Genomic DNA, 16,217 nt, shown 5'->3' with positions numbered 1-16,217 from the left:
CACGCTGGCAATTGCCATCCACAGTGGCGGCCGCACTCGACGACCGCAACGTGATCGGGCCGTCGGCAGGCAAATTGCCCACCGACGGCCCGGCCACGCCAACTGTCAGACGTAGGTGTAGGAGATTCCGTTACTCGTTCCTCCCGCGGTGGTGACGGTGACCAGTATCGTCCCGGCCGCCCCGGCCGGAGAGATGGCCGTGATCTGGGTGTCGGAGTCGACACTGAACGAGGTCGCCGGCGTGCCACCGAAACTGACCGCGGTGGCGCCCGTCAATGCTGTCCCGGTGATGGTGACCGTGGTGCCGCCGGCTGTGGTGCCCGAAGTCGGACTTACCGCGGTCAGGGTGGGCACCGCCGCGTAGGTGAAGGAGACGCCGTCGACGGTTCCTCCCGCGGTGGTGACGGTGACCAGTGTCGCCCCGGCGGTCCCGGCGGGGGTGACCGCCGTGATCTGGGTGTCGGAGTCGACGGTGAACGAGGTTGCCGGGGTGGCACCGAAATTCACCGCGGTCGCACCGGTCAGTCCTGTTCCGGTGAGCACGACCGTGGTCCCACCTGCCACCGGACCTGTGTTGGGAGCGATGGCGGTCAGAGCGGGAACCGCGACGTAGGTGTAGGCGACGCCGTTACTCGTTCCCCCCGCGGTGGTGACGGTCACCAGTATTGTCCCGGCCGACCCGGCGGGGACGATGGCCGTGATCTGGGTTGCGGAGTCGACACTGAACGAAGTCGCCGGGGTGCCACCGAAACTGACCGCGGTAGCGCCCGTCAGATTTGTCCCGGTGAGCACGACCGTGGTCCCACCGGTCACCGGCCCGATGTTGGGCACCACCGTGGTCAGCGTCGGCACCGCCGCATAGGTGAAGGCGACGCCGTTGCTGGTTCCACCGACGGTGGTGACTGTGACCAGTGTCGTCCCGGCTGTGCCGGCCGGAGCGATGGCCGTGATCTGCGTCGACGAGTCGACGGTGAACGAGGTTGCGGGTGTGCCACCGAAATTCACGGCGCTCGCACCCGTCAGACCTGTTCCCGTCAGTACGACCGTGGTCCCGCCGGCCACCGGCCCCGCGTTGGGCACCGCCGTGGTGAGGGTGGGCACCGCGACGTAGGTGTAGGCGACGCCGTTGCTGGTTCCACCCACGGTGGTGACCGTGACCAGTGTCGTCCCGGCTGTGCCGGCGGGAGCGATGGCCGTGATCTGCGTCGACGAGTCGACGGTGAACGACGTTGCCGGGGTGGCACCGAAATTCACTGCGGTCGCGCCGGTCAGGTTCGTTCCAGTGAGCACGACCGTGGTCCCGCCGGTCACCGGCCCGATGTTGGGCACCACCGTGGTGAGGGTGGGCACCGCGACGTAGGTGTAGGAAACCCCGTTGCTGGTTCCGCCGACGGTGGTGACGGTGACCGACACCGTTCCGGCCGACCCAGCCGGAGCCACAGCGGTGATCTGCGTCGACGAGTTGACGGTGAACGAGGTTGCCGGGGTGGCACCGAAATTCACTGCGGTCGCGCCGGTCAGGTTCGTCCCGGTGAGTACGACCGTGGTTCCGCCGGTTACCGGACCGGCGTTCGGGGTGATTGTGGTCAGTGTCGGCAGGGCAACGTAGGTGTAGGCGACGCCGTTGCTGGTTCCGCCCACGGTGGTGACGGTGACCGACACCGTTCCGGCCGATCCGGCAGGAGCGACGGCGGTGATCTGGGTGTCGGAGTCGACGGTGAACGAGGTTGCGGGTGTGCCACCGAAATTCACGGCGCTCGCACCGGTCAGACCTGTCCCGGTCAGTACGACCGTGGTCCCGCCGGCCACCGGCCCCGCGTTGGGCACCACCGTGGTGAGGGTGGGCACCGCAACGTAGGTGTAAGCGACACCGTTGCTGGTTCCGCCTACGGTGGTGACCGTGACCGACACCGTGCCTGCTGCCCCAGCTGGGGCGACGGCGGTGATCTGGGTGTCGGAATTCACGGTGAACGAGGTCGCCGGGGTGGCACCGAAATTCACTGCGGTCGCACCGGTCAGACCTGTTCCGGTCAGCACGACCGTGGTCCCGCCGGTCACCGGACCCGCGTTGGGCACCACGGTGGTGAGGGTGGGCACCGCAACGTAGGTGTAGGAGACACCATTACTCGTTCCGCCCACGGTAGTGACAGTGACCGACACCGTTCCGGCCGAGCCGGCCGGAGCCACTGCCGTGATCTGCGTCGACGAGTTGACGGTGAACGAAGTGGCTGGGGTGCCACCGAAACTTACTGCGGTCGCGCCGGTCAGGTTCGTTCCGGTCAGCACGACGGTCGTGCCGCCGGTCACCGACCCCGCGTTGGGCACCACCGTGGTGAGGGTGGGCACCGCAACGTAGGTGTAGGCGACACCATTACTCGTTCCGCCAGCTGTGGTGACAGTGACCAGTATCGTCCCCGCCGACCCGACAGGAGCGACCGCCGTGATCTGGGTGTCGGAATTCACGGTGAACGAGGTCGCCGGGGTGGCACCGAAATTCACGGCGGTCGCGCCGGTCAGACCTGTTCCCGTCAGCACGACCGTGGTGCCGCCGGTCACCGGACCGGCGTTCGGGGTGATTGTGGTCAGCGTCGGTACCGCAACGTAGGTGTAGGCGACGCCGTTGCTGGTTCCGCCGACGGTGGTGACGGTGACCGATACGGTCCCGGCTGAATGGGCGGGCGCCACTGCCGTGATCTGCGTCGACGAGTTCACGGTGAACGAGGTCGCCGGGGTGCCACCGAAACTTACTGCGGTCGCGCCGGTCAGGTTCGTTCCGGTCAGCACGACGGTCGTGCCGCCGGTCACCGGCCCCGCGTTGGGCACCACCGTGGTGAGGGTGGGCACTGCAACGTAGGTGTAGGCGACACCGTTGCTGGTTCCGCCGACGGTGGTGACGGTGACCGATACGGCTCCCGCTGAATGGGCGGGTGCCACCGCGGTGATCTGCGTCGACGAGTTCACGGTGAACGAAGTGGCTGGGGTGCCACCGAAACTTACTGCGGTCGCGCCGGTCAGGTTCGTCCCGGTCAGCACGACCGTGGTCCCGCCGGTCACCGGACCGGCGTTCGGGGTGATTGTGGTCAGTGTCGGTACCGCAACGTAGGTGTAGGCGACGCCGTTGCTGGTTCCGCCGACGGTGGTGACGGTGACCGATACGGTCCCGGCTGAATGGGCGGGTGCCACTGCCGTGATCTGCGTCGACGAGTTCACGGTGAACGAGGTTGCCGGGGTGCCACCGAAACTTACTGCGGTCGCGCCGGTCAGGTTCGTCCCGGTCAGCACGACCGTGGTCCCGCCGGTCACCGACCCCGCGTTGGGCACCACCGTGGTGAGGGTGGGCACCGCAACGTAGGTGTAGGAGACACCATTACTCGTTCCGCCAGCCGTAGTGACAATGACCGATACGGTCCCGGCTGAATGGGCGGGCGCCACTGCCGTGATCTGCGTCGACGAGTTGACGGTGAACGAGGTCGCCGGGGTGCCACCGAAACTTACTGCGGTCGCGCCGGTCAGGTTCGTCCCGGTCAGCACGACCGTTGTCCCACCGGCAGCCGACCCCGAAGCCGGATTGATGCTGGTCAAGGTAGGAACCCCGGCGTAGGTGTAGGGCAGCGGGTTGCTCGTGCCGTCCAGCAGTGCCTGTACGGTGACGTTCACCGTGCCCGTTCCAGGCGGAGCGATGGCGGTGATCTGGGTATCGGAGTCGATGGTGAATGTCGTTGCGTTCGTGCCGAATCGGACCGTCAAGGGACCGACACCACTGAATCCGGAGCCGGTGATGATCACAGAGTTGAACCCGGCCGCAGGGCCGGAAGAGGGTGTCAGCGAGGTGATAACAGGTGCCATTTCATGCCTTCTAACCAGTAGTCGGTGAAATCCGTTCTGCCACAGCAGCACAGGACCTAGCCTGGCAACCGCTTGTACCCAGTAACCCTCCTGCGGCAGCACTTCGGCAATGAATACTCAGTCCGTTTTCGTCCGGTTTGGATTTCCTATCGGGTTCGGCCGGTCGCCCGCTCGGTGGGCGCAGTACCTGGCGCCGGTGTCCAGCTCCCTATCCGGGGTTCCGGACTCGCAGGGGCCGGTATTCAGGTAGTCGGTGTAGGGGTGCGGTCAGTGGGGCAGGATCGTGTCATGGGGATGGACAAAGCGCGCATGCTTCGGGGCGAGTTGTATCGGGACAACGATCCGGAGCTGGTGGCTGAGCGCCGTGCGTGTCAGGTGTTGCTGGACCGATTCAACGCAACTAGATCAGGCGAGGATTCCGAACGCCGTGCGATCCTCGCGAAGTTGCTCGGCGCTATCGGCGAGGGTTCATGGATCATGCCGAGGTTTCAGTGTGACTACGGCCATCTGATCACAATGGGCCGCAACAGTTTTCTGAACTACGACGCGATCGTGATGGACTGCGCTCCCGTCGTCATCGGCGATGATGTATCGATCGGTCCGCGTGCGCAGTTGCTGACCGCCCTGCATCCGATGGAAGACCATGAACTGCGCCGTCAGCGCTGGGAGACGGCAGCTCCGATCGCCATCGGCGACAACGTGTGGCTGGGCAGCGGCGTCATCGTCTGCCCCGGTGTCACGATCGGCTCGAATACAGTCGTCGGCGCCGGCAGCGTCGTCACGAAAGACCTTCCCGCGCAGGTCTTCGCTGCGGGAAATCCTTGCCGGATCATCCGACGGCTCTAGCAGGGGAAGTTCAGTCGTGACGGCGGTCTCGGGTTCGGGGCTCAGCCGAAATGCTGTCAGCCGTCATCGCTCGTGGTCGCCTGATGCGTAGCGGTTCCAGGTGCCGCCGGCGTGCTCGCGGTGGCGGTGGGCGGTGGTGTAGTGGATGCCGAGGGCGTCGGCGACGACCGGTGCCGGTGCTTGCAGGACGAGCTGCCGTAAGGCGGAGACCCGGGCCGGTGATGGTGGGAACGCCGGTCTTGGCGGACTGCTGGCCGAGGTTTCGGGGCGGAGCGGCTGGCCCGCGCGGCGGCCCGGAAACAGCCAGCGGGAGTTCGGGTTCGTCGCGGTCCGCATATTGGTTCGGTGGTCGATCAGATCGAGGACCAGCCCGGCGAAAGGCTCGGGAACCGGCGTCGATGGTTCCCCGAACCGGATCGAGACACCATTGTCGTTGGTGATGACGTCGTCGACGGTGAGCCGCACGATTCTGCTGAGCGGCTGACCGTAGAGCAGCAGCAGCGTGAACGCGACACGCAACCGGAGGTCGATCGCGTTGTCGGTCAGGAGCTTCCGGAGGATCTGCAGGCGCCGGTGCTGGGTGAGCGGCTGGCCGGGCCGCGCTGGTGTGGCCGGGATGTCCAGTCGCGGCATGCGGCCGGTGGATTTCGCCCAGTCGAAGAACGGCTTGCAGCTGGCGCGCTGGTGGACCAGATGGGTGGCGTGCCAGCGATCGAGGGTGGGCCTGGTCGCAGCGGCGCAGAGTCAGATCGGATTCACTGAGCCAGGCCAGGAACTCGGCGGCCCGCATGATCTGAGCGCCGGCGTTGCGGCGGCTGCCCGGGGTCAATGGTCCGCGTTCGGCCCGCGCCCGCAGCCAGGGCTGGACCTTCCAGGTGGCGAACTCTTTCACGATCCGGCGATGATGGCGGTTGCTGATCGAGGCGAGGTGACCGGGCAGCCAGCGCTGGAAGAACAGCAGTTGCTTGTCAACGACCAGCAGCAGGCCGCAGCTCATCAGCAGTTCGCGCAGGTGCGCGGCCGCGCGCCAGGGCTTGAGTTCGTCGAAGGGCGTTGTGTCTCAAGGGGATCGAGCCGTCGGCGCGGCCGCAGAGGAAGCGTGTGACGTAGGGGTTGTAGAGCCTGGTCACGCCGGTGAGCGGGTTCTGCATCGCGGTCAGGGCGTCGAACAGTGGCGTCAGTTCGGGCCGGACCTGCCCGGTTCCGTCGTCGAGCAGGCCTTGGAGCCGGTCGACGAGGGAGCAATGGCTGCAGAGTTTGCCGCGGTGCAGTTTTCCCTCGGTGCCGCAGCGGACGCAGGCGACCGAGAGCCGGAAGCCGGCGCATCCGGCAGATCGGGGTCCGCTCCGGTGTCAGCCCGGGCAGGACGCGGTCCTGGCCGCAGCCCGGGCAGCAGCCACGGACCCGCAGCGCGCGGTCGCCGCAGGTGCGGCAGGACGGGCCGTCGGGCCACCAGGCCGCGACGTAGGCGTGCCGGCCGCAGCGGACGCAGTCGCGTTTCTGCCACCGTTCGAGCTGTTCACGACTGGGCGGCAGGCTCATCGGTCGGGTCGGATGCGAGCCCGCTTGGGACGGATCGTGGCGGCCATGTCGACCACGTTCGGCCCGGCTGAGGCGGCCTTGCGAGGCGCGACGTTCTCGGCTCTGGTGGCGATCAAATCGGCTGGGGTGCAGTCGAATATGTCGCAGAGCGCCGCCAGTACCGGCATGGACAGCCGTTCCGGGGTTTGGGTGACCAGGCGCCAGACCTGGACCGAGGACAGGTTGATCTCCCGATCGTGCAGGTGAGGTTCGAGGTCGGTCGCGGCGAACATGCCGTGGGTGGCCATCACTTCGCGCAGCCGCCACTGGTAGCTTATCTGACGTTTCATCGGCCCTCCCGGCTGGCTTCAGGAGCGCGTCCATCGTGGCGTCCAGCGCTCGGCGCAGGGTCCGGGTGCGGAAGTCCGAGGACACGCAGGCGTAGAGCGAGGTCGTGGACGCGTGCTCGTGACCGACCTGTTCCTGGACGAACCGAGGATCCCAGCCGTCCTCGATCAAGTGGGTGACGTAGGAGCGGCGCAGCGAGTGGAAATCGAGCGCGGCATCGAGGCCGACCGCGTCGCGGTAGGCGGCGAAACGGGTGTTCATCTGGGTGAATCCGATCCGGGCGCTGCGTTCGGACGGCCAGCACGCGCCCTGCGCCGCCGTCGGCAGCAACGGCCGAACCTCCTCGTTCCACTGCTCGAGGATCTCCGCCGACCACGGCCAGACCGTCAGCATGCTGCGCCGCTTCGGTGGGGAGCCCTTCTTGGCCTTGCCGTGGCGGACGTAGACCACCCCGTAGTCGCCGAACTCCGCGCCCTCGGGGTTGTGGCCGAAATCGACTGCGTCGAGCATGCGGGTTTCGTTGCGGCGCAACCCGAAGATCGGCTGCGGGCCAACGCCGACAAACTTCGAGGCTACGCCGACACCCATGACCGCACCCGAATCACCGCGACCGAGGACGCGCGATGAACACCGACGAACGCGACCAAATCCGCGCCGCGATGGACCGCATCCTGTCTGGCGCCGCCGAGCGATCCAATGGTGCGCTCACGATCGTCGCCCCCGCCCTGGAGGCAGATGTCCCCAGAAACGCTCTCACACAACGACATACGGACTTGAAGAACGAGTTCTACGCGCGGGTCGCCGAACGCGGGGCGCCATCGGAGGCCGAGACCCAACTCCGGGCCACCATCGCCACACTGAAGAAAACGATCGCGAACAAGAACGCCGAACTCACCCAACTTCGCACCGACGTCCCCGCCCTCGTCCGGGCGGTGAATCAACTCACGCTCGAGAACCAGGCGCTGCAAGAGGCGCTGGCGAACCCCAGCGCTACGGTCATCCCGATTCGAAGAAGGTGGTCGCACCGAACCGAAGACGATCGTCGGCATTGAGGACAACCTCAACACCGCAACCGGTCAACGGTCCGGTACGTGGCAGACTCGCGCGATGACAGTCTCCAAAAACTCTCGCCACCAAAGACTCTCGGCCTTGCTGGCTTCCCGCAGTGACATTGAGCTCGCTGCACTCGTCGACACCAGCCGGGAGACCAACCTGGGTGTCGGCGGCGGCTCGGCAGTCATCGATGTCGACGGCGTGCCGGTGTTCGCCAAACGAATCCCGCTGACCGATCGGGAGCTCGCGAACCGGGATTCCACAGCGAACCTGTTCGACCTGCCGATGTTCTGCCAGTACGGGATCGGCGGCCCAAGCTTCAACGCATGGCGAGAGCTGGCCGCGAACATTTTGGTTACCGACGCCGTCCTAGCCGGTGAGACACAGTCGTTTCCGATGCTCTACCACTGGCGAGTGCTACCCGGCCGTCCGCCGATCGCAGCCGAACACGCTGACATCGACGCGGTTGTCACCGCAAAAGGCGACTCCCGGGCGGTGCGGGCTCGCCTCGAAGCGCTGGCCGCCGCACCGTGCAGTCTCGTGCTGTTTTGCGAGTACATCCCACACCCGATAACGGACTGGCTGCGAGAGAACCCTGTGGGCAAGGCCGCCACAGTCGAACAGCAGTTCTCGGAGATCGTCACGTTCCTGCGCCAGCGGGACCTGCTGCACATGGACGGCCACTTCGGCAACATGCGCACCGACGGACAGCAGATCTATCTCAGCGACTTCGGGCTGGCCACATCGCCGCATTTCGACCTGTCGGCCGCTGAACGAGACTTCGCCGAGCGTCACACCACTCACGACGCAGACTACGCCGCCATGCGCCTGGTCAACTGGCTGGTGACCGACGTCTGCGGGGTGCTGACACCGTCCAGCGGCGGCCCGGTCGCCCGCAACGAGTACGTGCTCCAGTGCGCCGCCGGCCGCATCCCAGATAACGTTCCGCCCGCGGTGGCCGCGATCCTGACCCGGCATGCACCTGCCGCCGCGAAGATGAACGCCTTCTACTGGAAACTGTTCGGCGGTGACATCCACGCGGAATACACCAATCTGTGACGCAGACCGAGGCCATGCCTTCTCGCTACCAACTCAAACGACAAGCAGGGAGACCTGGCTTCAAGATCTCAACACGCTGACTTGACAGGGAAGAGCATCGCGGTGAACACCTGCTCGTCCGGCCGCAGCAGAGAGACACCGTCGACCAGTTGCAACCGGGCCGCACCCGGCGCCAGAATATCCCGCGACACCGGCATCAACCCCTTCACGAACCACTTACATCAGACGAAGAGATCCTTCATTAGATGAAATCGCCCCGCAAGTGTGCAGGTCAACACAGGTGCCCAGAACCTCCACTGCCGCTATGATTCTCAGCGCCCCGCCTCGACTCCAGAACGTCAGCGCCCCGGCCTGCTCAGCGCCGACGCGGATCCCGGTCTGCCAGGTAGTCGGAGTTCATCATCAGATGAAATAGCGATCGCAAGCAGTAATCGTCGAAAAACCGGCGAGATTCGGGATGCGCCCGGGTAGCCGACCACCTCCGACGGGGGCGGTCGGAACACGGCGTGCCCGATCTGGATGCCGTCCTCGGGCGAGTGTTGCTACGCGGAGGTCGTCTCATCTCGCGCGGCTCCAGCGTGGGCGTGACGCCACACCACCGCAAGCTCGGTGCGGGAATGAACTCCGCACTTGGCCAGTACCCGGGTCACGTGTTTCTTGATCGTTGATTCGCCGACGTCGAGATGGCGGCTGATTGCCCGGTTCGACCATCCATCGGCGACCAAGCGCGCCACCTCGTGCTCGCGAACGGTCAGTGGCGAAGGGTCGATGACGGTCGTCGAATAGCGCAGGTGTGTCCGTAACAGGTAGCTGAGGTGCGGACGTAGCTCTGCCAACAGTGCTCTGTCGTGCTCGTCGAAGTCACGGTCGCCCGCGGACAGGACACCCAGGAACCCATGCACGGGCAGTTCGGTGTCCAGCCACAACATGACCTTGTCGGTGATTCCAGTCGGGTGCAGGAACGTGTGGATGTACTCCTCCTGCGCCGGAGCCAAGGGACCATCGAGCAGGTGCGGCAGGCACGCCATACCGTAAGCGCGGAGCAGCCCGCGCGCCTTTGCGGCGGCGAAGACGTCGTCGCGAGCGAAGCGGGCCAGGTACCGGTCGATCAACGGCTCGGCCACCCCGTGCAGTACCGGGTCGCGCAGGTCGATCTGGGACGACGGATGACGGCCAAGAAAGAACGTCAGGTGTTCGTACCCGAATTGCTCGGCGACTGCGGCCAGCAGCGTGGTGCGGAAGGCGTCGGCGTCCTCGGCATCCTCGCACTGCCTGAGCACGGCAAGGACGCGCTGGTAGTCCCGCCGTTCCAGGTTCGAACGCTCGGTCGCCGGTGGTCGCACGCATGCATCGTCCCCCGCAACCGCCGGTCAGCTCAAGACCGGTCGTGTTCCACCTTCGTCCCATAGCGGCGCCGTGACGGACGGCACAGCATTACGTAACGGCGAGAACATCTCTCGCCACTGCACAGGAGGAAGATCAATGTCGATCACCGACGCCGAGAAGGTTCAGCTACAGCGAAGGACGGTCGCGCAGCATATGGCGGGGGAGAACGCTCACGATTGGGAACAGGTGTGGGAGACGTTCATCCGCGATCAGCGTTCCTACTACGACGTCGTCCCGTTCGGCGCTCGCTACGAGGGCTTCACCGGAGTCCAGGATTTCTACGCCGCGTTCGAGTCCTCCTTCCCCGACTTCCAGCTCACGGTGACCCACGAGTACGACGTGCCAGGGTGCTCCATCCGGGAGGTTACCGTGACGGCTACGCACAAAGGTGATTTCGCCGGCATCGTGCCGACCGGGAACCGCGTCACGTTCGAGCTCGCGGCGTTCTACCTGTTCGGGGAGACCGACGACGAGGCGGGAAAGCTGCTGGTCGAACGGGTTTACTTCGACACCGAGACCTTGCTGCGCCAACTACGCGGCGAGGACGGTCCCACCGGCGTTGGGCTTGCTGACGATGTCAAGGCCACGGCATGACGGCCTCGACCGCGGCCGAGCACGGCCGAGCCACGGTGGTCCGTTCGACCGACGGAACGCCACTGCATGTGCGCACGCACGGACCGTCTGCAGCGCCGAGCATCCTGTTCGTGCACGGTATGAGCGCGGATAGCCTGGTGTGGGCCGATCAGGTCGATCGTCTGGCCGCCGAGCGCCGCGTCATCACCCTCGACATTCGCGGTCATGGACGATCCGGCGACCCCGCGGACCAGAGCTACAGCGACGCGGACCAGTGGGCCGACGACCTCGACGCCGTGATCGACCGCTGCACCACGACCGCACCTGCGGTCGTGGGCTGGTCCTACGGCGGCATGATCGTCGGCGACTACCTCCGCAAGTACGGTCCGGATCGGGTGAGTGGTGTCTACCTCGTCGCCCCCTTGCGAAAGATCGGCACCGCCGAGGCTGTCGACCTGCTCGACCCGTCGTTCCTCCAGCTCGTGCCAGGCCTGCTTGCCACCGACATTTCGGAGTTGTTGCCGGCCACCCGGCAGTTCCTCGACCTGATCAGCACGAGACCGTTCGGTGACGCCGAAGCCTACGAGCGGCTCGGTGCCGCCCTGTCGGTGCCGTCGCACGTCCGCGCGGCGATGCTCGGCCGGGAACTGGACAACGACGATGTCTGGCAGGACTCCGGTGTTCCGCTGGGGGTGGCTTTCGGCGATGCCGACCGCATTGTCACACCGGAATCGTCTAGGGCGTTCGCTGATCTCGTCCCCGGGGCGAGCGTGCACGAATACCGCGACGGCGGGCACGCGCCGTTTCTCGACGACCCCGGTCGCTTCGCGAGCGAGCTCGTTCGCTTCGTATCGGATCTCGACCCAGCTGGTTCTGCTAGACGGCGAAGTCCGGCTTGACGTCGGCGTGCGCGAGCGGAAGACCCAGCATCTCGCGTGCCTCGGCCGGCGTCGCGGGCTCGAAGCCCATGTCACCGGCAATCCGGACGAGGCGTTCGAGGAGTTGCAGGTTGGTCCCGACTTCTCCCTTCTTGTAGAAGAGGTTGTCCTCCAGACCGACTCGAATGTTGCCACCCAGGAGGAGGGAGTTGATGGCGGCGGGCAGCTGGGCCGACCCCATGCCGGTCACACAGAACCGCGAGCCCTTGGGTAGGACATCGACCATCTGCTGCAGATAGCGAGGCGAGTAGGGCATCGTGCCCTGGAAGCCCTTGTGCATGCCCAGCACGATGTTCACGTAGTAGGGCGCCTCGTCGAGGCCTGCGTCGATGCATGCCTGAACGTCCTGGAAGATGTGCGGGGCGTTGAAGACTTCCCACTCGGGCTTGATACCTCGCTCGAGCATTTTCTCGGCAAGTGTTCGGATACGTGACGGTGATGTGTTCATCACCATTTCCTTGCCGTCGAACGAGGCGACCATCGTCAGGGGATCCAGGGTGCACATCTCGGCGCCGCCGTCGATGCCTTTGAGCCGCTCGGCGAACGGAACCTCCCAGCCGTTCTCCTCGGTCTCGATAAGCATGTCGCCGGTGGTGCCGCCGCCGGTGGAGTTGTTGATGACGATGTCGCACTTTTCGCGGATGGCGGTGTTGATACGCCGGTAGATGTCGGCGTTGCAGGTGGCGAGGTCGTCCACGCGGCGCGCGTGCACCGCCACGACGCTGGCCCCGGCGTTGTAGCAGTCGTAGACGTCGGCGGCGATTTCCTCGGGCTGCGTGGGCAGGTGCGGGTTCTGGGTCTTGCTGGCCACCCCGCCGGTGGGGGCGATGGTGATGATGACTTTGTTCGACATTGAACTTCTCCTCGAATTGTAGTGCAGCCACCGCTCATAGCGCGGTGTGACGACCGGGCCGGCGGGACGGACCCCGCCGTTCTAGCTCGGGGGTTGGGTGGTGCCGCCGATGAGAACGAATGCGACCGCGCACGATTTGTCGCTTCTGTTCGACCATGAGTGGGCGGTACCCCGTTGGATCAGGACGTCGCCGGCGCTCATCAGGCGTTCCTCGGTGTCGAGGACCGCGTAGATCTCGCCGTTGAGGACGATGGCGTAGTCCAGGGACGGGGTGGAGTGGTACATCCGCTCGGCGGTGCCGTCTCGTTTGTCCCACCTGCTGTCGGGCGGGAACTCCACCACGCGGAACACGCTGCCGTTCGGCGGCGGCGCGATGCCCGTGGGCTCGGCGAGTCCGTCATCGACGGCGCCGCTGTTGTCGACGGGTGTGGTCTCGGTTCGCCACAGGTTGGTGTAGACGAATGTGTCGAGATCGGCGATGACGTGCTGGTGCACGCCCGGTGCGTCGTCCTCGAACCGGGACTTCCCGTCGGGGCCCACGCCGGTGACGAGACGCCGGAAGCGCTGTACGGAGTCGGCTGGGCGGATACCGTTCCGCGAGACGGGGATGTTTTCTGCCATGTCGTTCTTTCTTTCTGCCGTGCCACCCTGCACGAGCACCGGATAACCGTCGAGCCGCTGGTCAGGCGGACGAACCCAGTCGGTTGCCGACCGTACGCGGTGTCAGGCGTGCCCCTGGGCGTTCCTCGTAGGGCACAGCGTCACGGGCGGAGACCGAGACCTCCAACCGGCCCAGCCCGGTGATCTCCATGACGAGGGAATCACCGTCCGCGACGGCGCCGACCCCGGCGGGGGTGCCGGTCGCGATGATGTCGCCGGGTTCGAGGGTCATCACCGAACTCGCGTAGGCGATCAACGTGGGCACGTCGAAGATGAGGTCGGCAAGGCTCGTGTCCTGACGAACAGTTCCGTTCACCGAGCACGTCATGTGCAGAGCCGCGATGTCGGGCACCTCGTCTCTGGTCACCACGTAGGGGCCGATGGGGGTGAAGGTGTCGAAGGATTTGCGGGTTGAGCGGTCCTCGGTCGAGCGCATGCTCATATCGAACAAGCAGGTGTATCCGAAGACCGCGTCCAGCGCGTCGTGGGGAGCGATGTCGCGGACACGGGAGCCGATGACGACGCCGAGTTCGGCTTCCTGGTCGAACCGCTTGTCTGTGTAAGGCAGCACCACGGTCTCGCCCGGACCGATGACGCTCGTCCGGGCTTTGAGGAAGATGCCGAGGTCGGCGACGGTGTGCTCGACCTCCATCTCGGCTTTGTGGTCCAGGTAGTTGACCGGGGCGGCGATGATCTTCGGCGGCAGTGGCAGCGGGCAGGTAAGGGGCAGGTCAGCGAGTGCCAGACGCGGCAACCCGGACAGTTGGCCGGGGGAGAGCGCGGCGCCGGCGCCGGAGGCCTCGATCCACGCGTGGAGGCGGCCGCCCGCTGCGGGTTCCACCAGGCCAGAGATGTCGATGACGTCGTCCCCGGCGATGACGCCGAGTTGGTCGGCGCCGAACCGTACGAACTTCATCCGTGGTTCCTCTCGTGTGTCGGGTCGTCGGTGGGACTGGTTGGGTCGACGAGCCGGAAGACCGCGTCGAGCGCCACGAAACCGGTGTCGGTGGCACGTAGGGGGTTGATGTCGAGCTCAGCGATCTCCGGGTGATCTGCGAGGAACGTCGCGACCCGGACGACGAGCTCGCAGAGCTCGGCACAGCGCTGGTCGCCGAGGGCCTTGACCAGGGGCGGCGGAAGAGCCTGCACCGTTGCGGCCGCCTCGGTCTCGGTCAGGGGTGCGATCCGGATCTGGGGAGCAACGCCCCACTCGACGGTGGTGCCGCCGGCGCCGAGAAGGATCGCGGGACCGAACGCGGTGTCTCGGACGCCGCCGACGATGAGTTCGATGCCGGATGGGGCCTGCTCTTCGATCAACCATCGCGCCCCGCTCGTTCCGGCGGCAGCGGTCGCGGCGAGCGCGTCGTGCAACTCCTCACGGGTGGTGACACCGAGCCGGACACCACCGGCCGCGCTCTTGTGGGTGAGGTTCGCGTCCAGCACCTTCACCACGACGGGTTTGGTCATGTCGGCGAACGCCTGCTCGGCTCCCTGCGCATCGTGGCACACGGCTCGGTGCGGCGTCGGGATTCCGATCTGCTCCAGCAAGTCCTTGCCCTCGTACTCATCCAAGAGGCCGTGGCCCGCGATGCGCCCGATATCCGAGTTCGCACGGTGGTCGGCCCGGCCCTCGGACGCGAGTGCCAGGCGAGCACGTGCCCGGGCGTCGGCCACCAGCGCGGACATCACGAACGCGGCCCGGTCGGGAGCGTCGAGGGTCGCGTAGCCGGCCGCGCGCAGCGTGTCCCGCTGAGCAGTGACGATGTCCTCGGGTCCTCCGGTCACCATCAGCACAGGAGGCAGGTCGCGGCAGCTGGAGTTGCGCAACGCGTCGACAACTTCGGCGGTGCCGGCCTCCTGCAGGGCGTACACCACGAGCGCGTCGATCTCGGCGTCGTCGCCGAGGGCGGTCATGACCTCGAAGAAGGTCGGTCCGGGGCGGCCGGTGTCGACCGGGTTGCGCTGGTAGGTCAAGGGTGGAAGAAGCCTGCTGAGCCGCTCGGTGGTGGCGACGGAAACCTCGGGGATACGCACTCCTGCCGTGGACAGACCGTCGGTGATGATGAGTCCGGGCCCGGCCTGCCCGGTGACGATGCCGATGCCCGGCTGCGGATTGGGCGGCAACCGCATTACCGACAGCGCGCAGGCGGCATCGATGAGGTCGGTGAGACTGTCGACGACGACCGCGCCGGCCTGCTCGAGCCCGGCGCGGGCGACGGCCCAGTTGCCGGCTATGGCCCCGGTGTGTGACTTGGCGAAATGACGGACATCGCTTTGCCCCACCTGCAACGCCACCACGGGCTTGCGCGTGGTGACCCTGCGCACGGCATCCATCAACGCACGCCCGTCGGGAACGCCCTCGACATGGAGGGCGATCGCGGTTGTCGCGTCGTCTCGAGCCAGGTAGTCCAGGACCTCGACGAAATCGACGTCGGCCGCGTTGCCCAAGCCGACGGCGAGGCTGATACCGCAACCACGCTGGGAAGCCATGAACGCCGAGGCGAGGTTCACTCCGCCGCTCTGTGCCACCACTGCCAGCGAACCAGCTGTGAGTCCGTGTACCGCCGGCATGAAGGTGGCGTGGACCGAGCGGGACGGAACGATGAAGCCCGAGGTGTTGGGGCCGAGGATCCGGATGCCTGCCTCGGACGCCGCCGCGACCACCTCTTCTTGCAGCCGCCTGCCGTCCGCGCCGGACTCCGCGAAGCCTCCGGTACAGATGACGGCTGCGCCGACACCGGCTTCGCGGCAGTCCTCGATCACCCCCACGACTGCCGGTGGCGGAACCGCGATGATGGCCAGGTCGACCTTCTCGGGAACGTCGCTGATGCGTGGATAGGCGCGTCGTTCGTGGATGTGCTCCGCGGACGGGTTGATGGGATACAGCGGCCCTGGGAAGGACTCGAGCACTTCCATCAGGGCGCCGCCGGCTTTGTTCGAGGATGCGGAGGCACCGACGACCGCGATGACGCGGGGATCGAAGAGTCGTCGGAGACGATGGCTCGCGGCAGCGGTGGTCGTCACTTCCTCGGAGGTCGCGGAGCCTGCCGGTGTGGCCGTGGGTGTGGTGGTCATCAGGACCTTTCCTGGATTCGGTGAGTTCAGTCGCTCGGACACCGGCGATTCACGGCGCT

Annotated in this window: 15 protein-coding genes and 1 pseudogene; 7 read left to right on the top strand and 9 right to left on the bottom strand. The window is 66.3% G+C overall.

Features of this window, described 5'->3' with window-relative positions; translation table 11 throughout:
• Positions 1 to 105: 105 nt before the first annotated feature.
• Positions 106 to 3,846, bottom strand: coding sequence for a beta strand repeat-containing protein (locus ACT89H_RS06510; protein ID WP_445107592.1), 3,741 nt, complete (start codon positions 3,844 to 3,846; stop codon positions 106 to 108).
• A gap of 288 nt (positions 3,847 to 4,134) precedes the next feature.
• On the opposite strand from ACT89H_RS06510, the gene ACT89H_RS06505 reads away from it, so the two are divergent.
• Entirely contained in the window at positions 4,135 to 4,692 is a 558-nt protein-coding gene (locus tag ACT89H_RS06505) for a sugar O-acetyltransferase (RefSeq protein WP_445108238.1), read from the top strand.
• Positions 4,693 to 4,755: 63 nt separating this feature from the next.
• On the opposite strand, the gene ACT89H_RS06500 is transcribed toward ACT89H_RS06505, so the two are convergent.
• On the bottom strand, positions 4,756 to 5,325 hold the full coding sequence (locus ACT89H_RS06500) for a site-specific integrase (protein ID WP_445107591.1): 570 nt from the start codon (positions 5,323 to 5,325) through the stop codon (positions 4,756 to 4,758).
• On the opposite strand from ACT89H_RS06500, the gene ACT89H_RS06495 reads away from it, so the two are divergent.
• Positions 5,324 to 5,797 (top strand): hypothetical protein, encoded by a 474-nt coding sequence (locus ACT89H_RS06495; RefSeq protein ID WP_445107590.1) that lies wholly within the window; start codon positions 5,324 to 5,326, stop codon positions 5,795 to 5,797. The two genes, ACT89H_RS06500 and ACT89H_RS06495, sit on opposite strands and share 2 nt — an antisense overlap.
• A 433-nt stretch (positions 5,798 to 6,230) precedes the next feature.
• Here the strand turns inward: ACT89H_RS06495 and ACT89H_RS06490 are convergent, their stop codons facing one another.
• Both ACT89H_RS06490 and ACT89H_RS06485 read right to left on the bottom strand, forming a co-directional pair.
• Positions 6,231 to 6,563 carry a helix-turn-helix domain-containing protein gene (locus tag ACT89H_RS06490; RefSeq protein ID WP_445107589.1) on the bottom strand — a complete coding sequence of 111 codons (333 nt, stop codon included), beginning with the start codon at positions 6,561 to 6,563 and terminating at the stop codon, positions 6,231 to 6,233.
• Between the two features lie 142 nt (positions 6,564 to 6,705).
• Positions 6,706 to 6,954, bottom strand: a pseudogene (locus ACT89H_RS06485) (tyrosine-type recombinase/integrase); the annotation flags it as partial.
• 39 nt (positions 6,955 to 6,993) lie between these two features.
• Between ACT89H_RS06485 and ACT89H_RS06480 the strand changes: the two are divergent.
• From ACT89H_RS06480 to ACT89H_RS06470, 3 genes are read left to right on the top strand one after another with little or no spacing between them, the layout of a single operon-like run.
• The gene (locus ACT89H_RS06480) at positions 6,994 to 7,188 is read left to right on the top strand and encodes a hypothetical protein (protein WP_445107588.1); all 195 of its coding nucleotides are present in this window, start codon (positions 6,994 to 6,996) and stop codon (positions 7,186 to 7,188) included.
• Complete coding sequence (locus tag ACT89H_RS06475) at positions 7,185 to 7,613, top strand: hypothetical protein (protein ID WP_445107587.1); 429 nt, start codon at positions 7,185 to 7,187, stop codon at positions 7,611 to 7,613. The genes ACT89H_RS06480 and ACT89H_RS06475 overlap by 4 nt, the downstream gene beginning before the upstream one ends.
• Positions 7,614 to 7,668: 55 nt before the next feature.
• Entirely contained in the window at positions 7,669 to 8,673 is a 1,005-nt protein-coding gene (locus ACT89H_RS06470; RefSeq protein WP_445107586.1) for a serine/threonine protein phosphatase, read from the top strand.
• A 542-nt stretch (positions 8,674 to 9,215) separates the two neighbouring features.
• Here the strand turns inward: ACT89H_RS06470 and ACT89H_RS06465 are convergent.
• Positions 9,216 to 10,016, bottom strand: a complete 801-nt coding sequence (locus ACT89H_RS06465; RefSeq protein WP_445107585.1) for a helix-turn-helix transcriptional regulator — start codon at positions 10,014 to 10,016, stop codon at positions 9,216 to 9,218.
• A gap of 139 nt (positions 10,017 to 10,155) precedes the next feature.
• On the opposite strand from ACT89H_RS06465, the gene ACT89H_RS06460 reads away from it, so the two are divergent.
• Together ACT89H_RS06460 and ACT89H_RS06455 are read left to right on the top strand one after the other, a co-directional pair.
• A complete protein-coding gene (locus ACT89H_RS06460) occupies positions 10,156 to 10,653 on the top strand; it encodes an ester cyclase (RefSeq protein ID WP_445107584.1) in 498 nt (165 codons plus the stop codon).
• Positions 10,650 to 11,531, top strand: a complete 882-nt coding sequence (locus tag ACT89H_RS06455) for an alpha/beta fold hydrolase (RefSeq protein ID WP_445107583.1) — start codon at positions 10,650 to 10,652, stop codon at positions 11,529 to 11,531. Before ACT89H_RS06460 ends, ACT89H_RS06455 begins: the two co-directional genes overlap by 4 nt.
• Here the strand turns inward: ACT89H_RS06455 and ACT89H_RS06450 are convergent.
• The 4 genes from ACT89H_RS06450 to ACT89H_RS06435 form a co-directional block, all read right to left on the bottom strand.
• The gene (locus ACT89H_RS06450) at positions 11,509 to 12,423 is read right to left on the bottom strand and encodes a beta-keto acid cleavage family enzyme (RefSeq protein WP_445107582.1); all 915 of its coding nucleotides are present in this window, start codon (positions 12,421 to 12,423) and stop codon (positions 11,509 to 11,511) included. The two genes, ACT89H_RS06455 and ACT89H_RS06450, sit on opposite strands and share 23 nt — an antisense overlap.
• 81 nt (positions 12,424 to 12,504) lie before the next feature.
• Entirely contained in the window at positions 12,505 to 13,044 is a 540-nt protein-coding gene (locus ACT89H_RS06445; RefSeq protein ID WP_445107581.1) for a cupin domain-containing protein, read from the bottom strand.
• A gap of 61 nt (positions 13,045 to 13,105) precedes the next feature.
• A complete protein-coding gene (locus ACT89H_RS06440; protein ID WP_445107580.1) occupies positions 13,106 to 13,999 on the bottom strand; it encodes a fumarylacetoacetate hydrolase family protein in 894 nt (297 codons plus the stop codon).
• Entirely contained in the window at positions 13,996 to 16,158 is a 2,163-nt protein-coding gene (locus ACT89H_RS06435) for an acetate--CoA ligase family protein (RefSeq protein ID WP_445107579.1), read from the bottom strand. Before ACT89H_RS06435 ends, ACT89H_RS06440 begins: the two co-directional genes overlap by 4 nt.
• Positions 16,159 to 16,217 lie beyond the last annotated feature (59 nt).

It is taken from the genome of Nocardia aegles (assembly GCF_052545135.1).
Note: the sequence above shows the minus strand (reverse complement) of the source record. Positions and strands in the feature narration are given on the sequence as shown.

Excerpts from the sequence above, each read along its gene's own strand:
- ACT89H_RS06510 (WP_445107592.1), bottom strand. The coding sequence starts at position 3,846 with ATGGCACCTGTTATCACCTCGCTGACACCCTCTTCCGGCCCTGCGGCC.
- ACT89H_RS06505 (WP_445108238.1), top strand. The coding sequence starts at position 4,135 with ATGGGGATGGACAAAGCGCGCATGCTTCGGGGCGAGTTGTATCGGGAC.
- ACT89H_RS06495 (WP_445107590.1), top strand. The coding sequence starts at position 5,324 with ATGCGGCCGGTGGATTTCGCCCAGTCGAAGAACGGCTTGCAGCTGGCG.
- ACT89H_RS06500 (WP_445107591.1), bottom strand. The coding sequence starts at position 5,325 with ATGCCGCGACTGGACATCCCGGCCACACCAGCGCGGCCCGGCCAGCCG.
- ACT89H_RS06490 (WP_445107589.1), bottom strand. The coding sequence starts at position 6,563 with ATGAAACGTCAGATAAGCTACCAGTGGCGGCTGCGCGAAGTGATGGCC.
- ACT89H_RS06475 (WP_445107587.1), top strand. The coding sequence starts at position 7,185 with ATGAACACCGACGAACGCGACCAAATCCGCGCCGCGATGGACCGCATC.
- ACT89H_RS06470 (WP_445107586.1), top strand. The coding sequence starts at position 7,669 with ATGACAGTCTCCAAAAACTCTCGCCACCAAAGACTCTCGGCCTTGCTG.
- ACT89H_RS06460 (WP_445107584.1), top strand. The coding sequence starts at position 10,156 with ATGTCGATCACCGACGCCGAGAAGGTTCAGCTACAGCGAAGGACGGTC.
- ACT89H_RS06455 (WP_445107583.1), top strand. The coding sequence starts at position 10,650 with ATGACGGCCTCGACCGCGGCCGAGCACGGCCGAGCCACGGTGGTCCGT.
- ACT89H_RS06450 (WP_445107582.1), bottom strand. The coding sequence starts at position 12,423 with ATGTCGAACAAAGTCATCATCACCATCGCCCCCACCGGCGGGGTGGCC.
- ACT89H_RS06445 (WP_445107581.1), bottom strand. The coding sequence starts at position 13,044 with ATGGCAGAAAACATCCCCGTCTCGCGGAACGGTATCCGCCCAGCCGAC.
- ACT89H_RS06440 (WP_445107580.1), bottom strand. The coding sequence starts at position 13,999 with ATGAAGTTCGTACGGTTCGGCGCCGACCAACTCGGCGTCATCGCCGGG.
- ACT89H_RS06435 (WP_445107579.1), bottom strand. The coding sequence starts at position 16,158 with ATGACCACCACACCCACGGCCACACCGGCAGGCTCCGCGACCTCCGAG.